This is a genomic window from Gilliamella sp. B2887 (genome assembly GCF_026537015.1).
Lineage (GTDB): Bacteria > Pseudomonadota > Gammaproteobacteria > Enterobacterales > Orbaceae > Gilliamella.
Genome location: NZ_JAFNMX010000003.1, coordinates 1 through 17,682, shown reverse-complemented (window position 1 = coordinate 17,682; position 17,682 = coordinate 1). Strand labels below are relative to the sequence as shown.

Genomic DNA, 17,682 nt, shown 5'->3' with positions numbered 1-17,682 from the left:
AGTATAAAAACTCGACCAAATTAGTGTTAACAATTACATTTATGAAATATAAATATCCAGTAAATTAAAAAATTTAAGCGCTATTGATCCAATTAATACTGACCAGAAGCGCTTTTATTATTTTTTATCGAAATCAAAATGTTTTTAATATTTTCAAGTATTATTGCTGAAGTTTATGGACCTGGTACATTAATCATTTCCAATCTTCACGGTTTTTTTAAACACTAGCATAACATCAATACTAACTTGACCTTTTTCACCACTATTATTTGTATCAGAACACATGACGAACAATTGCAGCATCCTTCATTAATAATATTACTCGTTGGTTAAATTGTGGCGGCAATTAAGTTATAACATGACTTAGCTGCAATGAGTATTCACTATCTTGGTGCGATCATTCCTTGTGAAACACACGATTAATTTAATGTTATGTCGAAATACACGTCAATTGCTTTGAAGTTGAGCTTATCGTCTCTTTTAACAAAAAGCGTATTTTTCAATTTGATTGTGCATTCAATGGCTGAGATCAGCAATTCTTAAAGCTACTATAACCTCGTTACTATAATTGACTATACCTGATGCAATACAAACAAAACCTTCTTCATCATGCATGGAATAACCATCAATCTACACTTTTGCAATACTATTATGAATGGGCGCTCGGTCGACAAGGTTTTACTGATAAATTGTACTAATGGACGACTTAAAACTTTATTAATTTCAACTAACAGTTGATAAGCTAACAATGAATCTACCCAGCCCAGTACAATATAAAGGCATTTGGCTACTACCAGTATGTGAGTTGGTTTTAACAGCAAGCTCACCTTCAGCTTTATACAAAAGCATAGCACTGCCATCACGATAGACCGCTAAGAAGCAGGTGTCATTTAGTTTTGCTGAAATTTGTTTTAAAAAAATCGATATCCAACTGAAAAATATTTTTCAGTAAAAGCGTGATAGCAGAGATATTGTCTTTTTTAATATGTCTAAAATTCTCAATACGGTTATTTTTGCTATCTGACTTAATTTAATGATTTCTGCTAAAGAATTTCCTGAAGAATAATGGCTACTAATTTCAAGTACAGTTAAGGCATTAACTCACCTAGTTTATTGTTTAGAAAAAAACATTTACTGAGCCCTACGCAGAAATACTTTTTAAATAAGTCATTGCTTATTTATCATTAAAAAACATTATGTTATAAAATAAAACAGGCATTTTGAAAAAGACTTCGGTATACTAATTTATCTAATTACATGTATAAATTAGGGTTAGGGGTTACCTATTACGAGAATATTCTGTTTTTTATATGAATTCAATAACATATTTTTATTATTCATTTTCTAAGAAAAAAATAAACTAGATTATTTTATATTTCATAGTGTTTTATTTATTTTCATATTCATTACAGTTTATTAAGAGTAATTATTAATATCATTTAACTTATTAAGATAAAATACACAATATCACAAAAATAACAAATTTAAAGGATGAAAGAGATTGTTAAAGTTAATTAAAATCAAATACATATTAATAGCAATTATTATTTTCGTAATTTTCTATATTGCGAAATTAATTATATTTCCAACAGAAACAACGGTTAATTATATTACTTCACCCGTTACTAAAGGTAACATTGAAAAATCAGTATTAGCAGACGGTACAATTAGCGCTTTTAAACAAGTAAGTGTTGGGGCTCAGGTTTCAGGACAAATCAAAAAGCTTTATGTTGAATTAGGTGACGAAGTTAAACAAGGTGATATGATTGCCGAGATTGATGATCTAAAACAAAATAATGATTTAAAGCAATCCGAAGCATCCCTTAATAGCTTTGAAGCGCAACGCAAATCTAAAAAAGCGAAATTGGTAAACTATCAGTTGACCTACAACAGACAATTAAAATTGGTTAATAAAGGGGTCGGCATTCAATCAGATTTAGATGCGGCAAAGGCCGATCTTGATGCAATTAAAGCCGATATTGCAGCTCTTGATGCAGATATCGTAAATGCCCAAGTCGCTGTAGATACCGCCAAAGTTAATTTAGGCTATACCAAAATTCGCTCGCCGATTGATGGTGTGATTGTTGCCATTCCCGTTGATCAAGGTCAGACCGTTAATTCAGTACAAAGTGCGCCTACTATCGTAAAAGTGGCTCAGCTCGATAAAATGACGATTGAAGCTCAAATCTCCGAAGCCGATGTCATTAATGTTAAAAAAGGTATGCCAATCTATTTTACAATTTTAGGTCTACCTAATAAGCGTTTTGATGGTTTAACATTACGCGCAATTGAACCGGCACCAGATTCAATTAATACTGAAACTACTACAAGTTCAAGCTCATCAACAACGAAAAGTGCTATTTACTATAATGGGTTATTTGATGTTGATAATCCTGATCATATTTTACGCATATCCATGACGGCACAAGTTTTTATTGTATTATCTTCTGCAAAAGATGTATTGACGATTCCATCTCAAGCTCTCCAAAAAAGTTTAGGAGAAAATAAAGCCATTGTTTATCTAATAAATAAAAATAAAGAGATTGAAGAACGGGAAGTCACAGTAGGTATTAATAATAATATAAATGTCGAGATAAAATCAGGTATCAAAGAAGGGGATACCGTTATCGTTAGTAGCACTAATGGTGCATCTCTAGGTAATGCAAAAGCACCAAGGATGCGATTCTAAATATGACAAACAAAAACACACCTCTAATTAAGCTTGAAAATATTATCCGTGAATTCCCTGCAGGGGATTCAACCGTGCAAGTTCTTAAAAGTATAAATTTAACAATTAATGCTGGTGAAATGGTGTCAATTATTGGAGCATCTGGTTCTGGTAAATCGACCTTAATGAATATTTTAGGATGCTTAGACAAACCTACTAGTGGTAATTATACGATAAGTGGTCGAATAACCAGTAAATTAACGCCTGATGAATTAGCTGAACTACGTCGTGAACATTTTGGTTTTATCTTTCAACGATACCATTTATTAAATGCATTGACTGCTCAAGGAAATGTTGAAATTCCTGCTATCTATGCTGGCGTTGGTGGAGAGAAAAGACAAAAACGTGCAACCGAAATTTTAACTCGTTTAGGATTAGGGGATAAAATTCACAATAAACCGAATCAGTTGTCGGGTGGGCAACAACAACGTGTAAGTATCGGTCGTGCTCTAATTAATGGTGGACAAATCATTTTAGCCGATGAACCAACTGGTGCTCTTGATCGTAAAAGTGGTTTAGAAGTTATGACAATATTGCGCGAACTGCACAGCCAAGGTCATACCGTTATTATTGTCACACATGATGCAAATATTGCCCAAAGCGCACAGCGAATCATTGAAATTAGTGATGGCAATATTATTTCAGATTCAATCAATCCTAATTATCAATCAGAAACTAACGACAATCGCCAAGTTAAACAAATTGAACAAGCTAAAACACAAGATAATTTACTAGCAAAATATTATCGTTTTCGTGATGCCTTTAAAATGGCAATTTTATCAATGTATTCACAGCGATTACGAACCTTTTTAACAATGTTAGGTATTATCATTGGTATTGCATCTGTGGTTTCAATGGTGGCATTAGGACAAGGGACAAAACAAAAAATATTATCAAATATTAATGCTATGGGAACAAGTACATTAGAAATTTATGCTGGTAATGGTTTTGGAGATCGTAATGCAGATAAGATTACAACTTTACGATCATCGGATGCTGATTTTTTAGCTCAACAAAGTTTTGTTCATAGTACTACTCCAAATCTATCAACTAGCGTTTATTTCCGAATTAATAACCTGGCTGTAACCGGAACAGTTAATGGTGTCGGTGAACAATTTTTTGCTGTTCGTGGTTATGATATTACACAAGGCACCTCTTTTGATCAAACCAGCATTGACAATTCGGCACAAGATGCTGTAATCGATGAAAATACCGTTAAGCGATTATTTACAAATGAAGATCCAATTGGCAAAATTTTAATGGTTGGTCAGCTACCAGTTAAAATTATCGGCATTGCTTCAAAGCAGCAACAAGGATTTGGTAGTAATGAAAGTTTAAATGTTTGGTTACCTTATACTACTGTTATCAATCGTATGGTTGGACAAACTTCATTAAAAAGCATTACAGTGCGTATTAATGATAATATTGATTTGTCGATTGCCGAGCAAGCCGTTACTCGAATCATGTTACAACGGCATGGCACAAAAGACTTTTTCATTTTTAATTCAGATAGTATCCGTGAAACAATAAACTCTTCAGCTTGGGTCTTAACATTATTAGTGTCAACCATTGCATTAATTTCACTTATTGTTGGCGGTATTGGAGTAATGAATATCATGCTAGTATCGGTCACTGAAAGAACACGAGAGATCGGCGTTCGTATGGCGGTTGGAGCTCGCTCAAGTGACATTTTGCAACAATTCTTAATTGAAGCAGTATTAGTATGTTTAACTGGCGGAATAATAGGTATTTTGTTGTCATTTGTTGTAGGATTTATTTTTAATGCATTAGTTACATCTTTTGCTATGAGTTTTTCCTCCATAGCCATTGTAGCTGCCTTTAGTTGCTCAAGTATCATTGGCATTATTTTTGGTTATTTTCCTGCCAAACGTGCTGCAAAGCTCGATCCGATTTATGCTTTAGAAAGAGAATAACCATAATCGTTACAAAAAAAGCCTTTAATGAATTGCTTCATATAAAGGCTTTTTAACTAATGACTAAAACTTGAGTCTTTTAATTATTTTTTCTTTTTTGAATCAACGTTAACATTAGAATCTAAATTGGATAAAAAAGTAGCAACTCTAACATAATCCGCTATATATGCAGCATCGTTTGATGCATCAAGACCAGAAGAATTAATATAGAATTTACGATTGACAATAATAGAAGGAATAGATGAAGGTTTCATTTCTTTAATAGCATCAGCTTGTTGAACCATAAATGCTTTCACTAAAAAACTATTTTTAGTTTTTTCATAAGTTTCCGCATCAACACCCAATTTAGCAAATACTGCTTTAATATCATCAGCGGTTTTTATTGTTCTATCTTTTTGTACTGCATCATAAAGTGCCTGTGATGCTTTATCTTCTATACCAAGAACGTTAGCTATCGCCCATGCTTCGGATAATTCCATAGCAAGCGATCCAAAGTCTAATAAGTGATAGCGTTTAACTTTCATATTTTCTGGTAAAGCTTTAGCTATGAGGTTTGTACCATGAAATTTTGATTCGAAACGGAAACAACTAGGACAATTAAACGAGAAAAATTCAATCACTTCTTTTTCAGGTGATGGGTAAGTTGGTAACACAATATATTGTTTACCCTCTTCAATTGGTGCCTGTGTTGTTGCAGGTGTTTCGCTTTGGGATGTCTTTGGTATTGCACTTGTTGAAGAGTTATCCGCAAAACAATTTACCGAAAATAATAATATACCCATAGCAATAAGCGTTTTTTTCATTTAATTTATTCTCCTTATTCTTTAATAATTCCGCGGGCTTTTAACAATGCGGTTTTAAAATCATCTTCATAATCTTTTTTCAACCCAGGTATTGCTTCATTTTTATCTGAGTTACGCATTTTTAAATGATAAATTAACACTTCATCACTCAAATCTTGTAGGTCACCGTCAAAACCAGCTTCTTTACCCAATTTATCTAAAAGTTGCAATAAATTCAGATCTGAATCCGCTTCCCATGCTGGTTGTAATAACTCTATTAACTCATCTATACGGTGACATTTCATAATAACTACCTTATTAAATATTCAACTAAGTTGAAGGTGATGATATAAAACTTTATGTTAATCTTTATAGTACTATCTATATATTAAAAAGCCTCTATTATATACTCGACTTTAAATTTAAACAGTGCATTTAGAAAGATTCATAAACTGCTGACATATGTTATTTTGCGACTAAAAAATAACTTTGATATATAGTAATGCTATTTTGTTTTTTGGCAATGTAAAAGAGAAATAATTTATGCAAAAACTATCAATTACTGCAATTATTTTAGCTGGAGGTCAAAGCAACCGCATGAATGGTAAGGATAAAGGTCTAATGTTATTAGCAGGAAAACCGCTTTATCAACATGTTATTGATCGTATTAAACCTCACGTCAATTTTATAATGATTAATTGTAATCGACACATTGATCAATATAGCTCGTTAGGCTATTTAGTTTTTTGTGATGATTTAAAAGGATTTTTAGGACCTTTATCAGGAATTTACAGTGGTTTGTTAAAAAGCACGACAGATTGGAATTTATTTGTCAGCTGTGATACCCCCTTTTTACCAGATGATCTTATTGATCGATTAGTAAAATTTACAACAACTCACCAAGCAATTTATCCTTTTGATGGAAAAAATGATCATCCCACTATTTTATTGATCCACAAATCGATCGCTCCGCAATTAAATAAATATTTAGTCAATGGTGATCGTAAGCTTATGCTGTTTCTTAAGCAAATTAATGCAATCGCTGTTGATTTTAGTGAAAATCCGTCTGGTTTTACTAATATTAATACTCTGGAAATGCTGGAGAAAGCTAACGTTTCAATCAAGTCATGAACATTAAATGGTATTTTGTCGATTTATACAAGGAAGAATTTAAACATAACATACTATAAATAAAGGATAAATATATGATTGTTATAGTTTTTTTAAAAAGTGAAAGGTAATTTCGAACATTACCCCCTTTCTTAGATAGTCTAGCGATATTTTCAATTTAAATTATATTGCGGTGAAAATAAATTTATGCAAACAAAAAAATACATTATTGCTTTCCAAATAGTGTCTTTAACTGTTTAGAAAAATTTTCAATTTCAAGTTTTTGTGTTGCCCATGAAGTACAAAAACGTAAGCAAATATGTTTTGGATCAATTTGCCCTAGATTATCTACGGTATACAGTGACACGATTTTTTTGGCAAGTTGATTAGGAAAATTAACAAACAGTTGGTTGGATTGTGGTTTAGCTGCAAATGTTAATCCTTCAGTTTCAAACAAGTTTTTTAATTTTTCAGCCATAATATTGCTATGCTTACCAAGCGAAACATAAAGATTATTTTCCATTAATGCTTCAAACTGTACAGCAACAATCCAACTTTTTGCTAGTATTGCGCCTTTCTGTTTCATATTAAAACGGAAATTATGATTGATTGTAAGATTATTAAATACCAATGCCTCACCAGCAAAAGCGCCAACTTTGGTTCCACCAATATAAAAAGCGTCGGTGTATTTAGCTAAATCTGGGAAAGTAATATCGTTATCTTTAGCTGCCAATGCCATTGCTAAACGTGCTCCATCTAAATAAAGGTAAAGATGATTTTTTTGACAAAATTGGTACAGTTTTTTCAACTCTTGTTTTGTATATAAGGTACCTACTTCGGTAGTATTTGAAATATAAACCAGTTTCGGTTGCACCATATGTTCATCACAATGAAAATCCAAAATGGGGGTAATTATTTCAGGAGTTAATTTTCCATCTTCAGTTTTGACTGTTACAACTTTGTGTCCAGTTGCTTCAATCGCTCCGGTTTCATGAACATTAATATGACCAGTTTCAGCAGCAATAACCGCCTGATAAGGTTTTAATATATGAGAAATTACCGTTAAATTAGTAATGGTTCCTCCAGCCATAAAATGTATATCGGCATTCGGTGATTTTAATATTTTCCTAATGCTATTTATTGCCTCATTACAACATTCATCTAATCCATAACCACTCAACTTTTTATTATTAATATCAATAAATTTTTTTAATAAATTAGGGTGAACTGTTTGATTATAATCATTTAAAAAATCGTACATACCATTACCTTTAATCTTGTATAAAATGATGTAATATTTACTTTTAAATATAACACGTTAGAGTTAAGAGTCTATGAATAGAAAAAAAATTATTGGAATTACAGGGTATAGCGGCAGTGGTAAAACAACATTATTAACAAAGGTGATTTCATTGCTGGTTGAGCAAGGATTTAAAGTGGCTACATTGAAACACGCCCATCACGATATTGAACTCGATATTCCCGGAAAAGATAGTTATAAATTGCGTAAAGCTGGATCTTTGCAAACTATCGTTGCATGTAATAATCGTTATGCTTTTATTTGTGAAACACCCAATAAATCAGCTGACTTGTCGACATTAATCAACCAGTTTTCAGATGTAGATATTATATTAATTGAAGGATTTAAAGATGAAATCATCCCTAAAATTATTTGTCATCGAAGCACAACTGAAAAACCACTTTTTATCGATGAATTTACTATTGCTGTTGCCAGTGATATGCCGTTAGACACTGCATTACCAGGGTTTGACATCAATGAACCGATTCAAATTGTCGAATTTATTAAAAGTTATTTTTCAATTTCATAATATAATTATTTGGATGTAAAAAAACCTGAAAAGCATGTTGTTATTATTTGTTGGCATTAAAATGCGATCATTATTTTTCATTCTGAGGAACAATTTTATTAAGTTGATTTTCTGATAGATTAGATAAACTATATTCATTCATTAAATCGATTAAATAACCATTTCGTCCACAAGATGTATTGGATAAGATAAAAATAAGGAGGTAATGAAAAATTTCGATAGCACCAGCTTAATGATTAAGATTGATACCATTACTTTTTAAATTCATTTAATATTAAGACTGCTCTACAATTAAAAGAATTAATATCTGTTTTGAGATGACATGATATCTAGCATATGTAAGAAGAGTAAAATTAATAGTATAAAACCAATAAAAACAAAAATATCATCTTTTTTATCATAAAACATTTTAGTAACTGTGGACACACAAAATATGCCGATTAAGGTAAAAATTAAATCAAAATCGTCCAAGTTCGTTCCTTTTTTAATTATATTTTTATACTATTTTTAACGATGCTAATTGATGTTAAAATATCATAAATTTATTGCAAATAACATTAAATATCTTTATCAAATTTTAGAAATTATTGTTAATTTAAATTCTTATATACCACAATTATCTCAGTACGATTCATCATGTTCAGTTTTATCCAATTACCAAATTTATAAAAATTCATTTATTTAAATGTTAATATATCGTATCTTACTTACCTATTTTTAACGAAAATCTGTCTTAATCAGCATGAAATCATTATTCAAAAAAATTTTTAACATTACTAAAAAATTGATAATATTGTTTATGCTGTTATCCGTTTCACTCGTTTTATTAATGCGCTGGATTGATCCTTTTAGTTCAATGCTAATGGTAGAAAGAAAATTTTCCGATAAGAAGATTATTCAACAACGAACATGGAAAGATTGGGATCATATTTCGGATAATATTAAAATTGCGGTCATAGCCGCTGAAGATCAAAACTTTGCCAATCATTGGGGATTTGATTTTAAAGCCATTGAGCGAGCCTTAAAGCATAATCAAAACAACAAAAAAATTCGTGGCGCAAGTACTATTACTCAACAAGTAGCAAAAAATATTTTTTTATGGTCTTCGCGCAGTTGGATTCGTAAAAGTATTGAGTCTTGGTTTACTCTTGAAATTGAATTACTCTGGTCTAAAAAACGAACTCTTGAAATTTATCTAAATAGTGTTGAGTGGGGAAATGGAATTTTTGGTATAGAAGCAGCTTCACAATACTATTTTCATGTAAGTGCTAAACAGTTGACACCCTATCAAGCAAGTTTGCTCGCCGCTATATTACCTAATCCAAGAAAATGGAACCCTGCTAAACCAAATCATTATATCCAAAAAAAAGCGCAATGGATTCATAATCAAATGAATAATCTTGGTGGTAACAATTATTTAAAACAATTAAACTAATTAAATGTTTTATATGAAATTTTTTATAAACTCCGGCACAGTTTTACTTGCTGGACCATAAATTTTTATTTCAAATAAATTTTCACCTAAACTTGGCTCTAAGTTGAGTTCAATTGTTTTTGCACTTGCTTGATTGGCTATTTGAACAAACCCCGCTGCTGGATAAACATTACCTGATGTACCAATCGAAATAAAATAATTCGTTTGCAAAAGTGCGTTATAAATTTCTTCCATTTGTAATGGAATCTCACCAAACCAAACAATATGCGGACGAATTAGTTTATTTTCATTATAATTCACATCATAATAATTATCGATTATTTGTCCTGTTTTTTCATTGCGCACTTTTAATAATTCACCATGCATATGGATAATATTTTTAGATCCGGCTTGTTCATGCAAGTTATCCACATTTTGTGTGACGATTAATACATTATCCGAACCTAACGTTTTTTCTAGTTGAGCTAGTGCAAAATGAGCGGCATTAGGTTTTACTTCAGGATTTTGTAATTTTCGACGTAACATATTATAAAAATCATGAACAGCAACCGGATTACGCATATATCCTTCGTAAGTTGCTACATCATTAACATCATGACCTTCCCATAAGCCATTTTGTGCGCGAAATGTCGATAACCCTGATTCAGCAGAAATACCTGCACCGGTTAAGATGACTATTTTTGGTGTTTTCAACATATCTATTTGCCTTTTAATTAATAAGTTAACTAATTTACTAAAAAAAACAGATTATTGGCTATAAAAGATTGATATTTTAAACCTTATTTCATCTTTCGATTCACCATCTAACCAATTGTTAATTATTATATGCACACGATAAGCTTCAAATACCATTCAATGCAAGGTTAAAATTAATGGTGTAATACCTAAACGAAATAATGGTAGAGTGAAATATTTCTGGCTTTTACAGGTAAGTACCGCTGCATAACGTAATTTTGTTTTTCTTACTCTGTTTTTAAGAAGGTATTGTAACACCAACTTTCAAATAGATAATCACGCCATGATGATTCCATTAAAAAAATCATCATCTATATAGATAACAAGATCGGGACTTCCTCCTGCCATTATGGTTTTATCATGAAGTCTAATTTGCTGAGTTTTTTATCTGCTGCATAATCTAAATTGTCATCAACAACATCAGTAATATATTTACCATCATATGTTTGAGTAATGAGATACATATCCTTATTTTGATGTTTATAAATTATCTCTTCTAATATTTTCCAACTTACTGCTCTTTTTGCTTAACAAAATAGGTTTTAAAACCATAAGCAACACTCCAATAAAAATTATTTTTGGGATCTCGACCACTATTGATGCAGTATCTTCTGATATTTTTTATCACATAAAGCTACTTATACAGGAATGACTTTAGATTCTGCAACGGTATGAAAATAAACGATCAAAAAATTATTAGTGTTATATAGCGATAATTAATGATTTCTTCATCATTAGCTTGGCATTCCTGATCCATATAATAAACATTTTGCGCCAAATATTCTTAATAAGAATCGATTAACTATATTAAAAAATTTAAATTAAACAAAATCATTATAATGTATATTAATGATATTAATGAAAAGTAATTATAAAAAAATAAGGTATTAGTAATATGAAAACAATCGGATTAATTGGTGGAATGAGTTGGGAAAGTACAGTGACTTATTATCAAGTCATCAATCAATTTATTGGCAAATCACTTGGTGGGTTACATTCAGCAAAAGCACTTTTATACAGTGTTGATTTCCAGGAAATAGAAAGTTGCCAAGCAAATAATGAATGGAATAAAAGTGCGACTATCCTAACCGATGCCGCAAAAAGATTAGAATTGGCTGGAGCTGATTTTATTATTATTTGTACAAATACTATGCATAAAGTTGCAGACCAAATTCAAAAAGCCATTACTATTCCAATCATTCATATCGCCGATGTGACAGCTAAACATTTAATCAAAGATAAAATAAAATCCATTGCATTACTTGGTACCAAATACACTATGGAGCAAGACTTTTACAAATCAAAATTAATTGAAAAAGGTTTATGTGTCTTAATCCCTGATGAAAAAGATAGAACAATCATCAACAATATTATTTATGATGAACTTTGCCTCGGGAAAATTAAACCAAAGTCTAAGCAAGTTTACCTCAATATTATTGATAAACTTGTTAAGCAAGGTGCAAAAGGGGTCATTTTGGGCTGTACCGAAATTGGTTTGTTAATTTCACAGAAAGATTATGCCATTCCTTTTTTTGATACAGCCCTATTACATGCTCAAGAAGCAGCATGGTTAGCAATTAATTCGTAAAACCTTCTTCTTTAATATGTTCTAATATATCACCTGGTTGGCAATCTAAATAGTTACAGATTGCCTCTAGTGTTGCTAATCTAATCCCTTTTACTTTACCTTGTTTAAGTAAGGATAGATTTTGCTCAGTAATATCAATAGCAGCCGCTAAATCTTTGGATTTAACTTTACGTTTAGCCAGCATTACATCTAAATTTATAATAATTGGCATGTTTAACTCCTTATACAAACTGCCGATTTTCTTCCGCTAATTGACATGCTTTTTTCAATATTTGTCCAATTAACATAATGCTAATAGCAGGAAACAATACCATAATATCACCGCTAGATAATGAAAAAGAAAAATAACGTTCAGTTTGTTTGAAACTTAAAATTAAAGTTAATAAAGGCTCAGATAAAATATTAAAAATAGACCAAGTGACCAACATTTTACCAAAAATATAGCAATGATTGGTTGACCTTTCCGAAAAGAAATCAGATTGACTATATTTTACAAAAAGCAATTTCAATTGATAAAAAGCATAAACTAAAATTAGGATTTTTGCCGTATCAATTATCACAGCTAACAAAGCTTGCCAAAAATCCAATTCTGTTGGATCAACATCAACACTATTGGATATAAAAAAAGAATATCCAGCTGATCCTAAACCAATATTTTCAATATTGAAAAAATAAAAAAGTAATGGAGCGAATGCACCAATCAGCATGGTTATAATGACTAGAGTTGTTAAGAGTGCCATAAATCTACAATATCGATTTAAGCATAAGTTTGATCGAGCTAATGTTGTGTTCATATTTATTTCCCTTTAGATAAAAACTGACCATAGTTTATCTTAGGAAAACAACAAAAACAATAAAATATTACTGTTATACAATAATATTTTATTGTTAAATATTAAATTAATATAATTCAGCAAAATCAACAGTGAGTAAAATTTAGTTATAAAAAAACCTTACTCTGTTACAAGTAAGGCTCAGGAAGTTAACATTAACGAAAAAAATTATGCTTCTATAGCAACTCGCAATTTTTTCATCGCATTTTTTTCAAGTTGGCGAATACGTTCCGCTGAAACGCTGTATTTATCAGCCAATACTTGTAATGTTGATTTACTGTCATCTGCATCTAACCAACGTGCTTTGATAATATCTTGGCTGCGTTCATCTAATTGAGATAATGCATCATGTAACTTATCTGTTGCATCATTCTCCCAATTGTCATTTTCAATTGATTTAGAGAAATCAGAATTACCATCTTCCAAATAAAGAGCGGGTGCAACAATTGAATTGTCGTCATCATCAGTATCAATATCAAACGACATGTCTTGGGCTGACATGCGCGATTCCATCTCTAAAACATCTTTACGGCTTACACCAAGTTCATCAGCAACCATATCCACTTCGGCACTGTTAAACCAGCCTAAACGTTGTTTATTCTTTCTTAAATTGAAAAATAACTTTCTTTGAGCTTTTGTCGTTGCAACTTTAACAATACGCCAGTTTTTCAGTACATATTCATGTATTTCAGCTTTTATCCAGTGTACCGCAAATGAAACTAAACGAACACCCATTTCTGGATTGAAGCGACGTACTGCTTTCATTAAACCAATATTACCTTCTTGAATCAAATCTGCTTGAGGTAAACCATAACCGGAATAACCACGGGCAATATGTGCAACAAAACGTAAATGTGACAAAATTAATTGTTTTGCAGCATCAACATCATCATGATAATAAAGCTTTTCGCCTAATGATTTTTCTTCCTCTGCAGTTAACATTGGATAAGTATTAATCATACGAAGATATGATTCAATATTTCCTTGTGGGATTAAAGCACCTACTTGCATTTTTAAATCAGTACTCATTAAATTCCCTCCTTAATTTAAACTAGTTTTGTCGCCATATTCATAATAGCAACAATATAACTGTAATATTAGACTACTAAAATATCATTTAGTTCACATTTATTATTAATTTAGTAACAAAAAACTATGCTTAAATAATTAAGCAATACGCATTGTTTTTAAATATTTCTTAGTCGATATCAGTGCAGAAAGCCAACCAAGAATTATAGAGAACAATACAATTAGTATACTTTCGTCCCATGAAAGTCCTTTAAGGGTAAATTTTGTACCAAAAATAGTAGAGACATGTAATATAATTGAATCGATTTGAAAAATAAAGACTTCTGATAAAATCAATGCTAAAATAGTGCTGATAAATCCAATTAATATACCATTATACAAAAATGGGCGTAATATAAAACCTTCAGTGGCGCCAATTAATTGCATCACCATAATGACTTGTCTACGAGCAAAAATGTTTAATCGAATACTGTTACCTATGACAAGCGAAACAGCGCCAATCATGAATATCGAAATTATCCACACTATAGATTTTACCATATCTGTTAACGCTGTTAATCGAGTAAACCAACTATCGTCAAGTTGAACATCATCAATCTCATTAATTTTAAGTAATTTAGATTGAAAAGCATGCAATATATCTGTATTTTTTGCTTCTTCTTTTGGAATAAGAATTGCTACAGCTGGTAATGGATTTTCATCCAGAAGATCAAGTGCATTGCCAAATCCTGACCATGTTTTAAATTCTTCTTTTGTTTGATCTCGGGAAAGATATTCAATATTTTCAACCTCAGGATAAGATTTAAGCTTAGAAATCAATTCAGTGGTCTGTTTTGAAGTTAACTCTTTATTTATGTACACAGTTAAATTTGGTGTTGGGTTCCACTGATTTGAAGCTTGATTAGCATTTTTCCAAAGTAAATAGCTAATTGTCGGTAATGTTATTGAAATAGCAATAACAAAAACTGTTAATAATGAGGCAAAAATATGTTGAGTAAAATTATTAAAGGTATTACGCCAAGCATAACCAATTTGTCTTCTCCAACGACAAAAAAAAATATTCTTATCTTTTCCCTTGGATTTGTTCGGTTTAAGATTACTGCTCATCATTTATTTAACCTCTAATCGCCCTTGATTTAAATGCAATATACGATACTTTTTGTGGCGAATAAGCGTCATATTGTGAGTTGCCATCAAAACAGTTACCCCTGTTTGATTAAACTCTTCAAATAGTTTTAAAATGTCTTTTGAGAGTTTATCATCCAAATTACCTGTGGGTTCATCTGCAAGTAAAACAGTAGGATGATTTACAATTGCTCGAGCAATACCAACACGTTGTTGCTCCCCCCCTGATAACTGTATTGGATAAAATTTCATTTTATTTAACAATCCAACTTTATCCAATGAGGCTGAAACTCGTCGACGAATTTCTTCGGGTGATTTTCCTAAAATAATTAATGGAATAGCAACGTTATCATAAACAGTATGATCCATTAATAATTGATGATCTTGAAAAATCATACCAATAGTACGACGTAAAAATGGCATTTCTTGTCGTTTCAATCTCGACACATCAATGCCATTTAGCAATACATTGCCATCATTGGCTTTTTCTAATCCACAAATTAGACGCATTAAGGTGCTTTTACCTGCTCCAGAATGACCTGTTAAAAATGCCATTTCTCCGGGTAATAAAGTAAAGTTTATATTTTGCAATGCCGGTTTTCCACCAGAATAAACTTTACTCACGCGTTGAAATTGGATCATTATTTCTTTTACTCTTCTGTTTGATCAAACAGAGCATTAATAAAATCCACGGCAACAAATGGTCTTAAATCTTCAATTTTTTCACCTACCCCAATATAACGAATAGGTATATTAAACTGATCAGCAATGCTAAAAATTATACCACCTTTTGCTGTCCCATCCAGTTTCGTTAATGCCATTCCTGTAACACCTACTGCCTCATTAAATAATTTGGTTTGACTAATAGCATTTTGTCCTGTACTTGCATCAATCGTTAACATAATCTCATGTGGTGCTGTCTCATCTTGCTTTTTAATGACTCTTACTATTTTTTTTAATTCATCCATTAAATGAGATTTGTTTTGTAATCGGCCCGCTGTATCTGCAATTAACACATCTATTTTTTTTGCTTTTGCTGCTTGTATAGCATCAAAAATGACTGATGCTGAATCGGCATTAGTGTGTTGAGCAATAACGGGGATACTATTACGTTCGCCCCATACTTGTAATTGTTCAACCGCTGCTGCACGAAAAGTATCACCAGCAGCTAGCATAACTGATTTGCCTTGTTGTTGAAACTGACGAGCTAACTTACCAATAGTTGTTGTTTTACCTACACCATTAACACCAACCATTAAAATAATAAATGGTTTATGATTATCAATATTAAGTGGTTTATCGACTCCATCTAATATAGATTTCATTTCTTGTTTTAAAAGCTCATGTAATGCATCTGCATCTTTTAGTTCTTTTCTAGAAGCGTGTTGAGTTAGTGTATTAATAATCTTTTGTGTTGTATCAAAACCAACATCAGCGATGAGCAATTGTTCTTCTAATTCTTCAAATAATGCATCATCAATCTTTTTTCCTCTAAATAAGTTAAGGAATCCTGATCCAATATTCTGTTTTGTTTTAAAAAGTCCTTTTTTCAAACGAGAAAAAAATCCTTCTTTTTTTTGTTCAACCATAAATTGTTTATCCCATGACAATTGCTAGTAATCATTTTATATTATTTTAAAATAAAGCCCAATGTATTCAAACAAAAGGAGTAACATTATTGATCTATTAGATCATTTTATTAAATTATAAAAAGAATAATAAGTTCTATATAAAGAATAATTAAAATTAATTACTAATAAAGATCTGAAGTTTTAATATGACACCATTTACCTAGTGGTAGTTGGTGCGTAAATAAATTATATTTGCCAATTTGAATTCTAATTAGTCGTAAGCAAGGAAAACCCACCGCTGCACACATTCGCCTAACTTGGCGATTCTTTCCTTCAGTAATAATAATGCTTATCCATGAAGTGGGTATTGTTTTACGTTCACGAATAGGAGGAACTCTCTCCCATAGCAGCGATGGTTCATCTAAAAAATCTACTATAGCTGGCGCTGTATAAAATTCCTTTAACTGAATACCTTTTCTTAGTTGATCTATAGCTTGTTGACTAACTAAACCTTCTACTTGTACCCAGTAAGTTTTTGGCAATTTAAATTTTGGTGAGCTGATTTTAGCTTGTAATTTACCATCATTTGTTAACAATAACAATCCTTCGCTATCGGTATCTAAACGTCCTGCCGGATAAAATTTTGGTAATTTTATAAAATCTTTTAATGTCTGATACTTTTCATGAGGTGAAAATTGAGTTGTGACATTAAAGGGTTTATTAAAGGCTATTAATGAGTTCATCTCATCCTGCTTTAACTTAGTTTAAATATCATCTTTAGGTTATTATACACTAAATGAATTATTGTTTAGTGGCATACTCAAACATACAAACTTCTTTAGAAGTTTGTAATTTCTGTATGCAAAAAAGCCCAGCATTCCTGCTGGGCTCTCGATATATTTAAAAGTCTGGCGGCTCCCTACTCTCACATGGGTAATACCCACACTACCATCGGCACTTCGGCGTTTCACTTCTGAGTTCGG

Annotated in this window: 17 protein-coding genes and 1 pseudogene; 6 read left to right on the top strand and 12 right to left on the bottom strand. The window is 31.4% G+C overall.

Annotated features, from left to right (window positions below; genetic code table 11):
- Nucleotides 1–1,501: 1,501 nt before the first annotated feature.
- Nucleotides 1,502–2,689 carry an efflux RND transporter periplasmic adaptor subunit gene (locus tag J3U13_RS03420; protein WP_267340177.1) on the top strand — a complete coding sequence of 396 codons (1,188 nt, stop codon included), beginning with the start codon at nt 1,502–1,504 and terminating at the stop codon, nt 2,687–2,689.
- A 2-nt stretch (nt 2,690–2,691) separates the two neighbouring features.
- Nucleotides 2,692–4,662: a MacB family efflux pump subunit gene (locus J3U13_RS03415; protein ID WP_267340176.1), complete on the top strand. Its 1,971-nt coding sequence runs from the start codon at nt 2,692–2,694 to the stop codon at nt 4,660–4,662.
- Between the two features lie 83 nt (nt 4,663–4,745).
- Here J3U13_RS03415 and J3U13_RS03410 read toward each other — a convergent pair whose 3' ends face one another.
- On the bottom strand, nt 4,746–5,465 hold the full coding sequence (locus J3U13_RS03410) for a DsbA family protein (RefSeq protein WP_267340175.1): 720 nt from the start codon (nt 5,463–5,465) through the stop codon (nt 4,746–4,748).
- Nucleotides 5,466–5,479: 14 nt separating this feature from the next.
- A complete protein-coding gene (locus tag J3U13_RS03405) occupies nt 5,480–5,749 on the bottom strand; it encodes a YihD family protein (protein ID WP_267340174.1) in 270 nt (89 codons plus the stop codon).
- A gap of 238 nt (nt 5,750–5,987) precedes the next feature.
- Between J3U13_RS03405 and mobA the strand changes: the two genes are divergently transcribed.
- A complete protein-coding gene (gene mobA / locus J3U13_RS03400) occupies nt 5,988–6,575 on the top strand; it encodes a molybdenum cofactor guanylyltransferase MobA (RefSeq protein WP_267340172.1) in 588 nt (195 codons plus the stop codon).
- Between the two features lie 205 nt (nt 6,576–6,780).
- Here the strand turns inward: mobA and J3U13_RS03395 are convergent, their stop codons facing one another.
- The gene (locus J3U13_RS03395) at nt 6,781–7,815 is read right to left on the bottom strand and encodes a threonine aldolase family protein (RefSeq protein WP_267340170.1); all 1,035 of its coding nucleotides are present in this window, start codon (nt 7,813–7,815) and stop codon (nt 6,781–6,783) included.
- Between the two features lie 73 nt (nt 7,816–7,888).
- Between J3U13_RS03395 and mobB the strand changes: the two genes are divergently transcribed.
- The gene (gene mobB / locus J3U13_RS03390; RefSeq protein WP_267340168.1) at nt 7,889–8,383 is read left to right on the top strand and encodes a molybdopterin-guanine dinucleotide biosynthesis protein B; all 495 of its coding nucleotides are present in this window, start codon (nt 7,889–7,891) and stop codon (nt 8,381–8,383) included.
- Between the two features lie 742 nt (nt 8,384–9,125).
- Nucleotides 9,126–9,818 carry a monofunctional biosynthetic peptidoglycan transglycosylase gene (gene mtgA / locus J3U13_RS03385; RefSeq protein ID WP_267340166.1) on the top strand — a complete coding sequence of 231 codons (693 nt, stop codon included), beginning with the start codon at nt 9,126–9,128 and terminating at the stop codon, nt 9,816–9,818.
- 9 nt (nt 9,819–9,827) lie between these two features.
- Here the strand turns inward: mtgA and cobB are convergent, their stop codons facing one another.
- A complete protein-coding gene (cobB, locus tag J3U13_RS03380) occupies nt 9,828–10,514 on the bottom strand; it encodes a Sir2 family NAD+-dependent deacetylase (RefSeq protein WP_267340164.1) in 687 nt (228 codons plus the stop codon).
- Between the two features lie 934 nt (nt 10,515–11,448).
- Here cobB and J3U13_RS03375 point away from each other — a divergent pair.
- On the top strand, nt 11,449–12,141 hold the full coding sequence (locus J3U13_RS03375) for an aspartate/glutamate racemase family protein (RefSeq protein WP_267340163.1): 693 nt from the start codon (nt 11,449–11,451) through the stop codon (nt 12,139–12,141).
- Here the strand turns inward: J3U13_RS03375 and J3U13_RS03370 are convergent.
- From J3U13_RS03370 to J3U13_RS03335, 8 genes and pseudogenes are all read right to left on the bottom strand, one after another.
- Nucleotides 12,131–12,352 (bottom strand): helix-turn-helix domain-containing protein, encoded by a 222-nt coding sequence (locus tag J3U13_RS03370; protein WP_267340162.1) that lies wholly within the window; start codon nt 12,350–12,352, stop codon nt 12,131–12,133. The genes J3U13_RS03375 and J3U13_RS03370 overlap by 11 nt on opposite strands.
- A gap of 10 nt (nt 12,353–12,362) precedes the next feature.
- Complete coding sequence (locus tag J3U13_RS03365; RefSeq protein WP_267340161.1) at nt 12,363–12,935, bottom strand: DUF2975 domain-containing protein; 573 nt, start codon at nt 12,933–12,935, stop codon at nt 12,363–12,365.
- A 207-nt stretch (nt 12,936–13,142) separates the two neighbouring features.
- Nucleotides 13,143–14,003: an RNA polymerase sigma factor RpoH gene (gene rpoH / locus J3U13_RS03360; RefSeq protein ID WP_267340160.1), complete on the bottom strand. Its 861-nt coding sequence runs from the start codon at nt 14,001–14,003 to the stop codon at nt 13,143–13,145.
- A gap of 138 nt (nt 14,004–14,141) precedes the next feature.
- On the bottom strand, nt 14,142–15,113 hold the full coding sequence (gene ftsX, locus J3U13_RS03355) for a permease-like cell division protein FtsX (RefSeq protein WP_267340159.1): 972 nt from the start codon (nt 15,111–15,113) through the stop codon (nt 14,142–14,144).
- Entirely contained in the window at nt 15,114–15,770 is a 657-nt protein-coding gene (gene ftsE / locus J3U13_RS03350) for a cell division ATP-binding protein FtsE (protein WP_267340158.1), read from the bottom strand.
- A gap of 8 nt (nt 15,771–15,778) precedes the next feature.
- Nucleotides 15,779–16,702 (bottom strand): annotated as a pseudogene (ftsY, locus tag J3U13_RS03345) (signal recognition particle-docking protein FtsY); the annotation flags it as partial.
- Between the two features lie 179 nt (nt 16,703–16,881).
- A complete protein-coding gene (locus J3U13_RS03340; protein WP_267340155.1) occupies nt 16,882–17,442 on the bottom strand; it encodes a pseudouridine synthase in 561 nt (186 codons plus the stop codon).
- 42 nt (nt 17,443–17,484) lie between these two features.
- Nucleotides 17,485–17,682: hypothetical protein (locus J3U13_RS03335; protein WP_267340154.1), on the bottom strand; the 198-nt coding region annotated here is incomplete at its 5' end.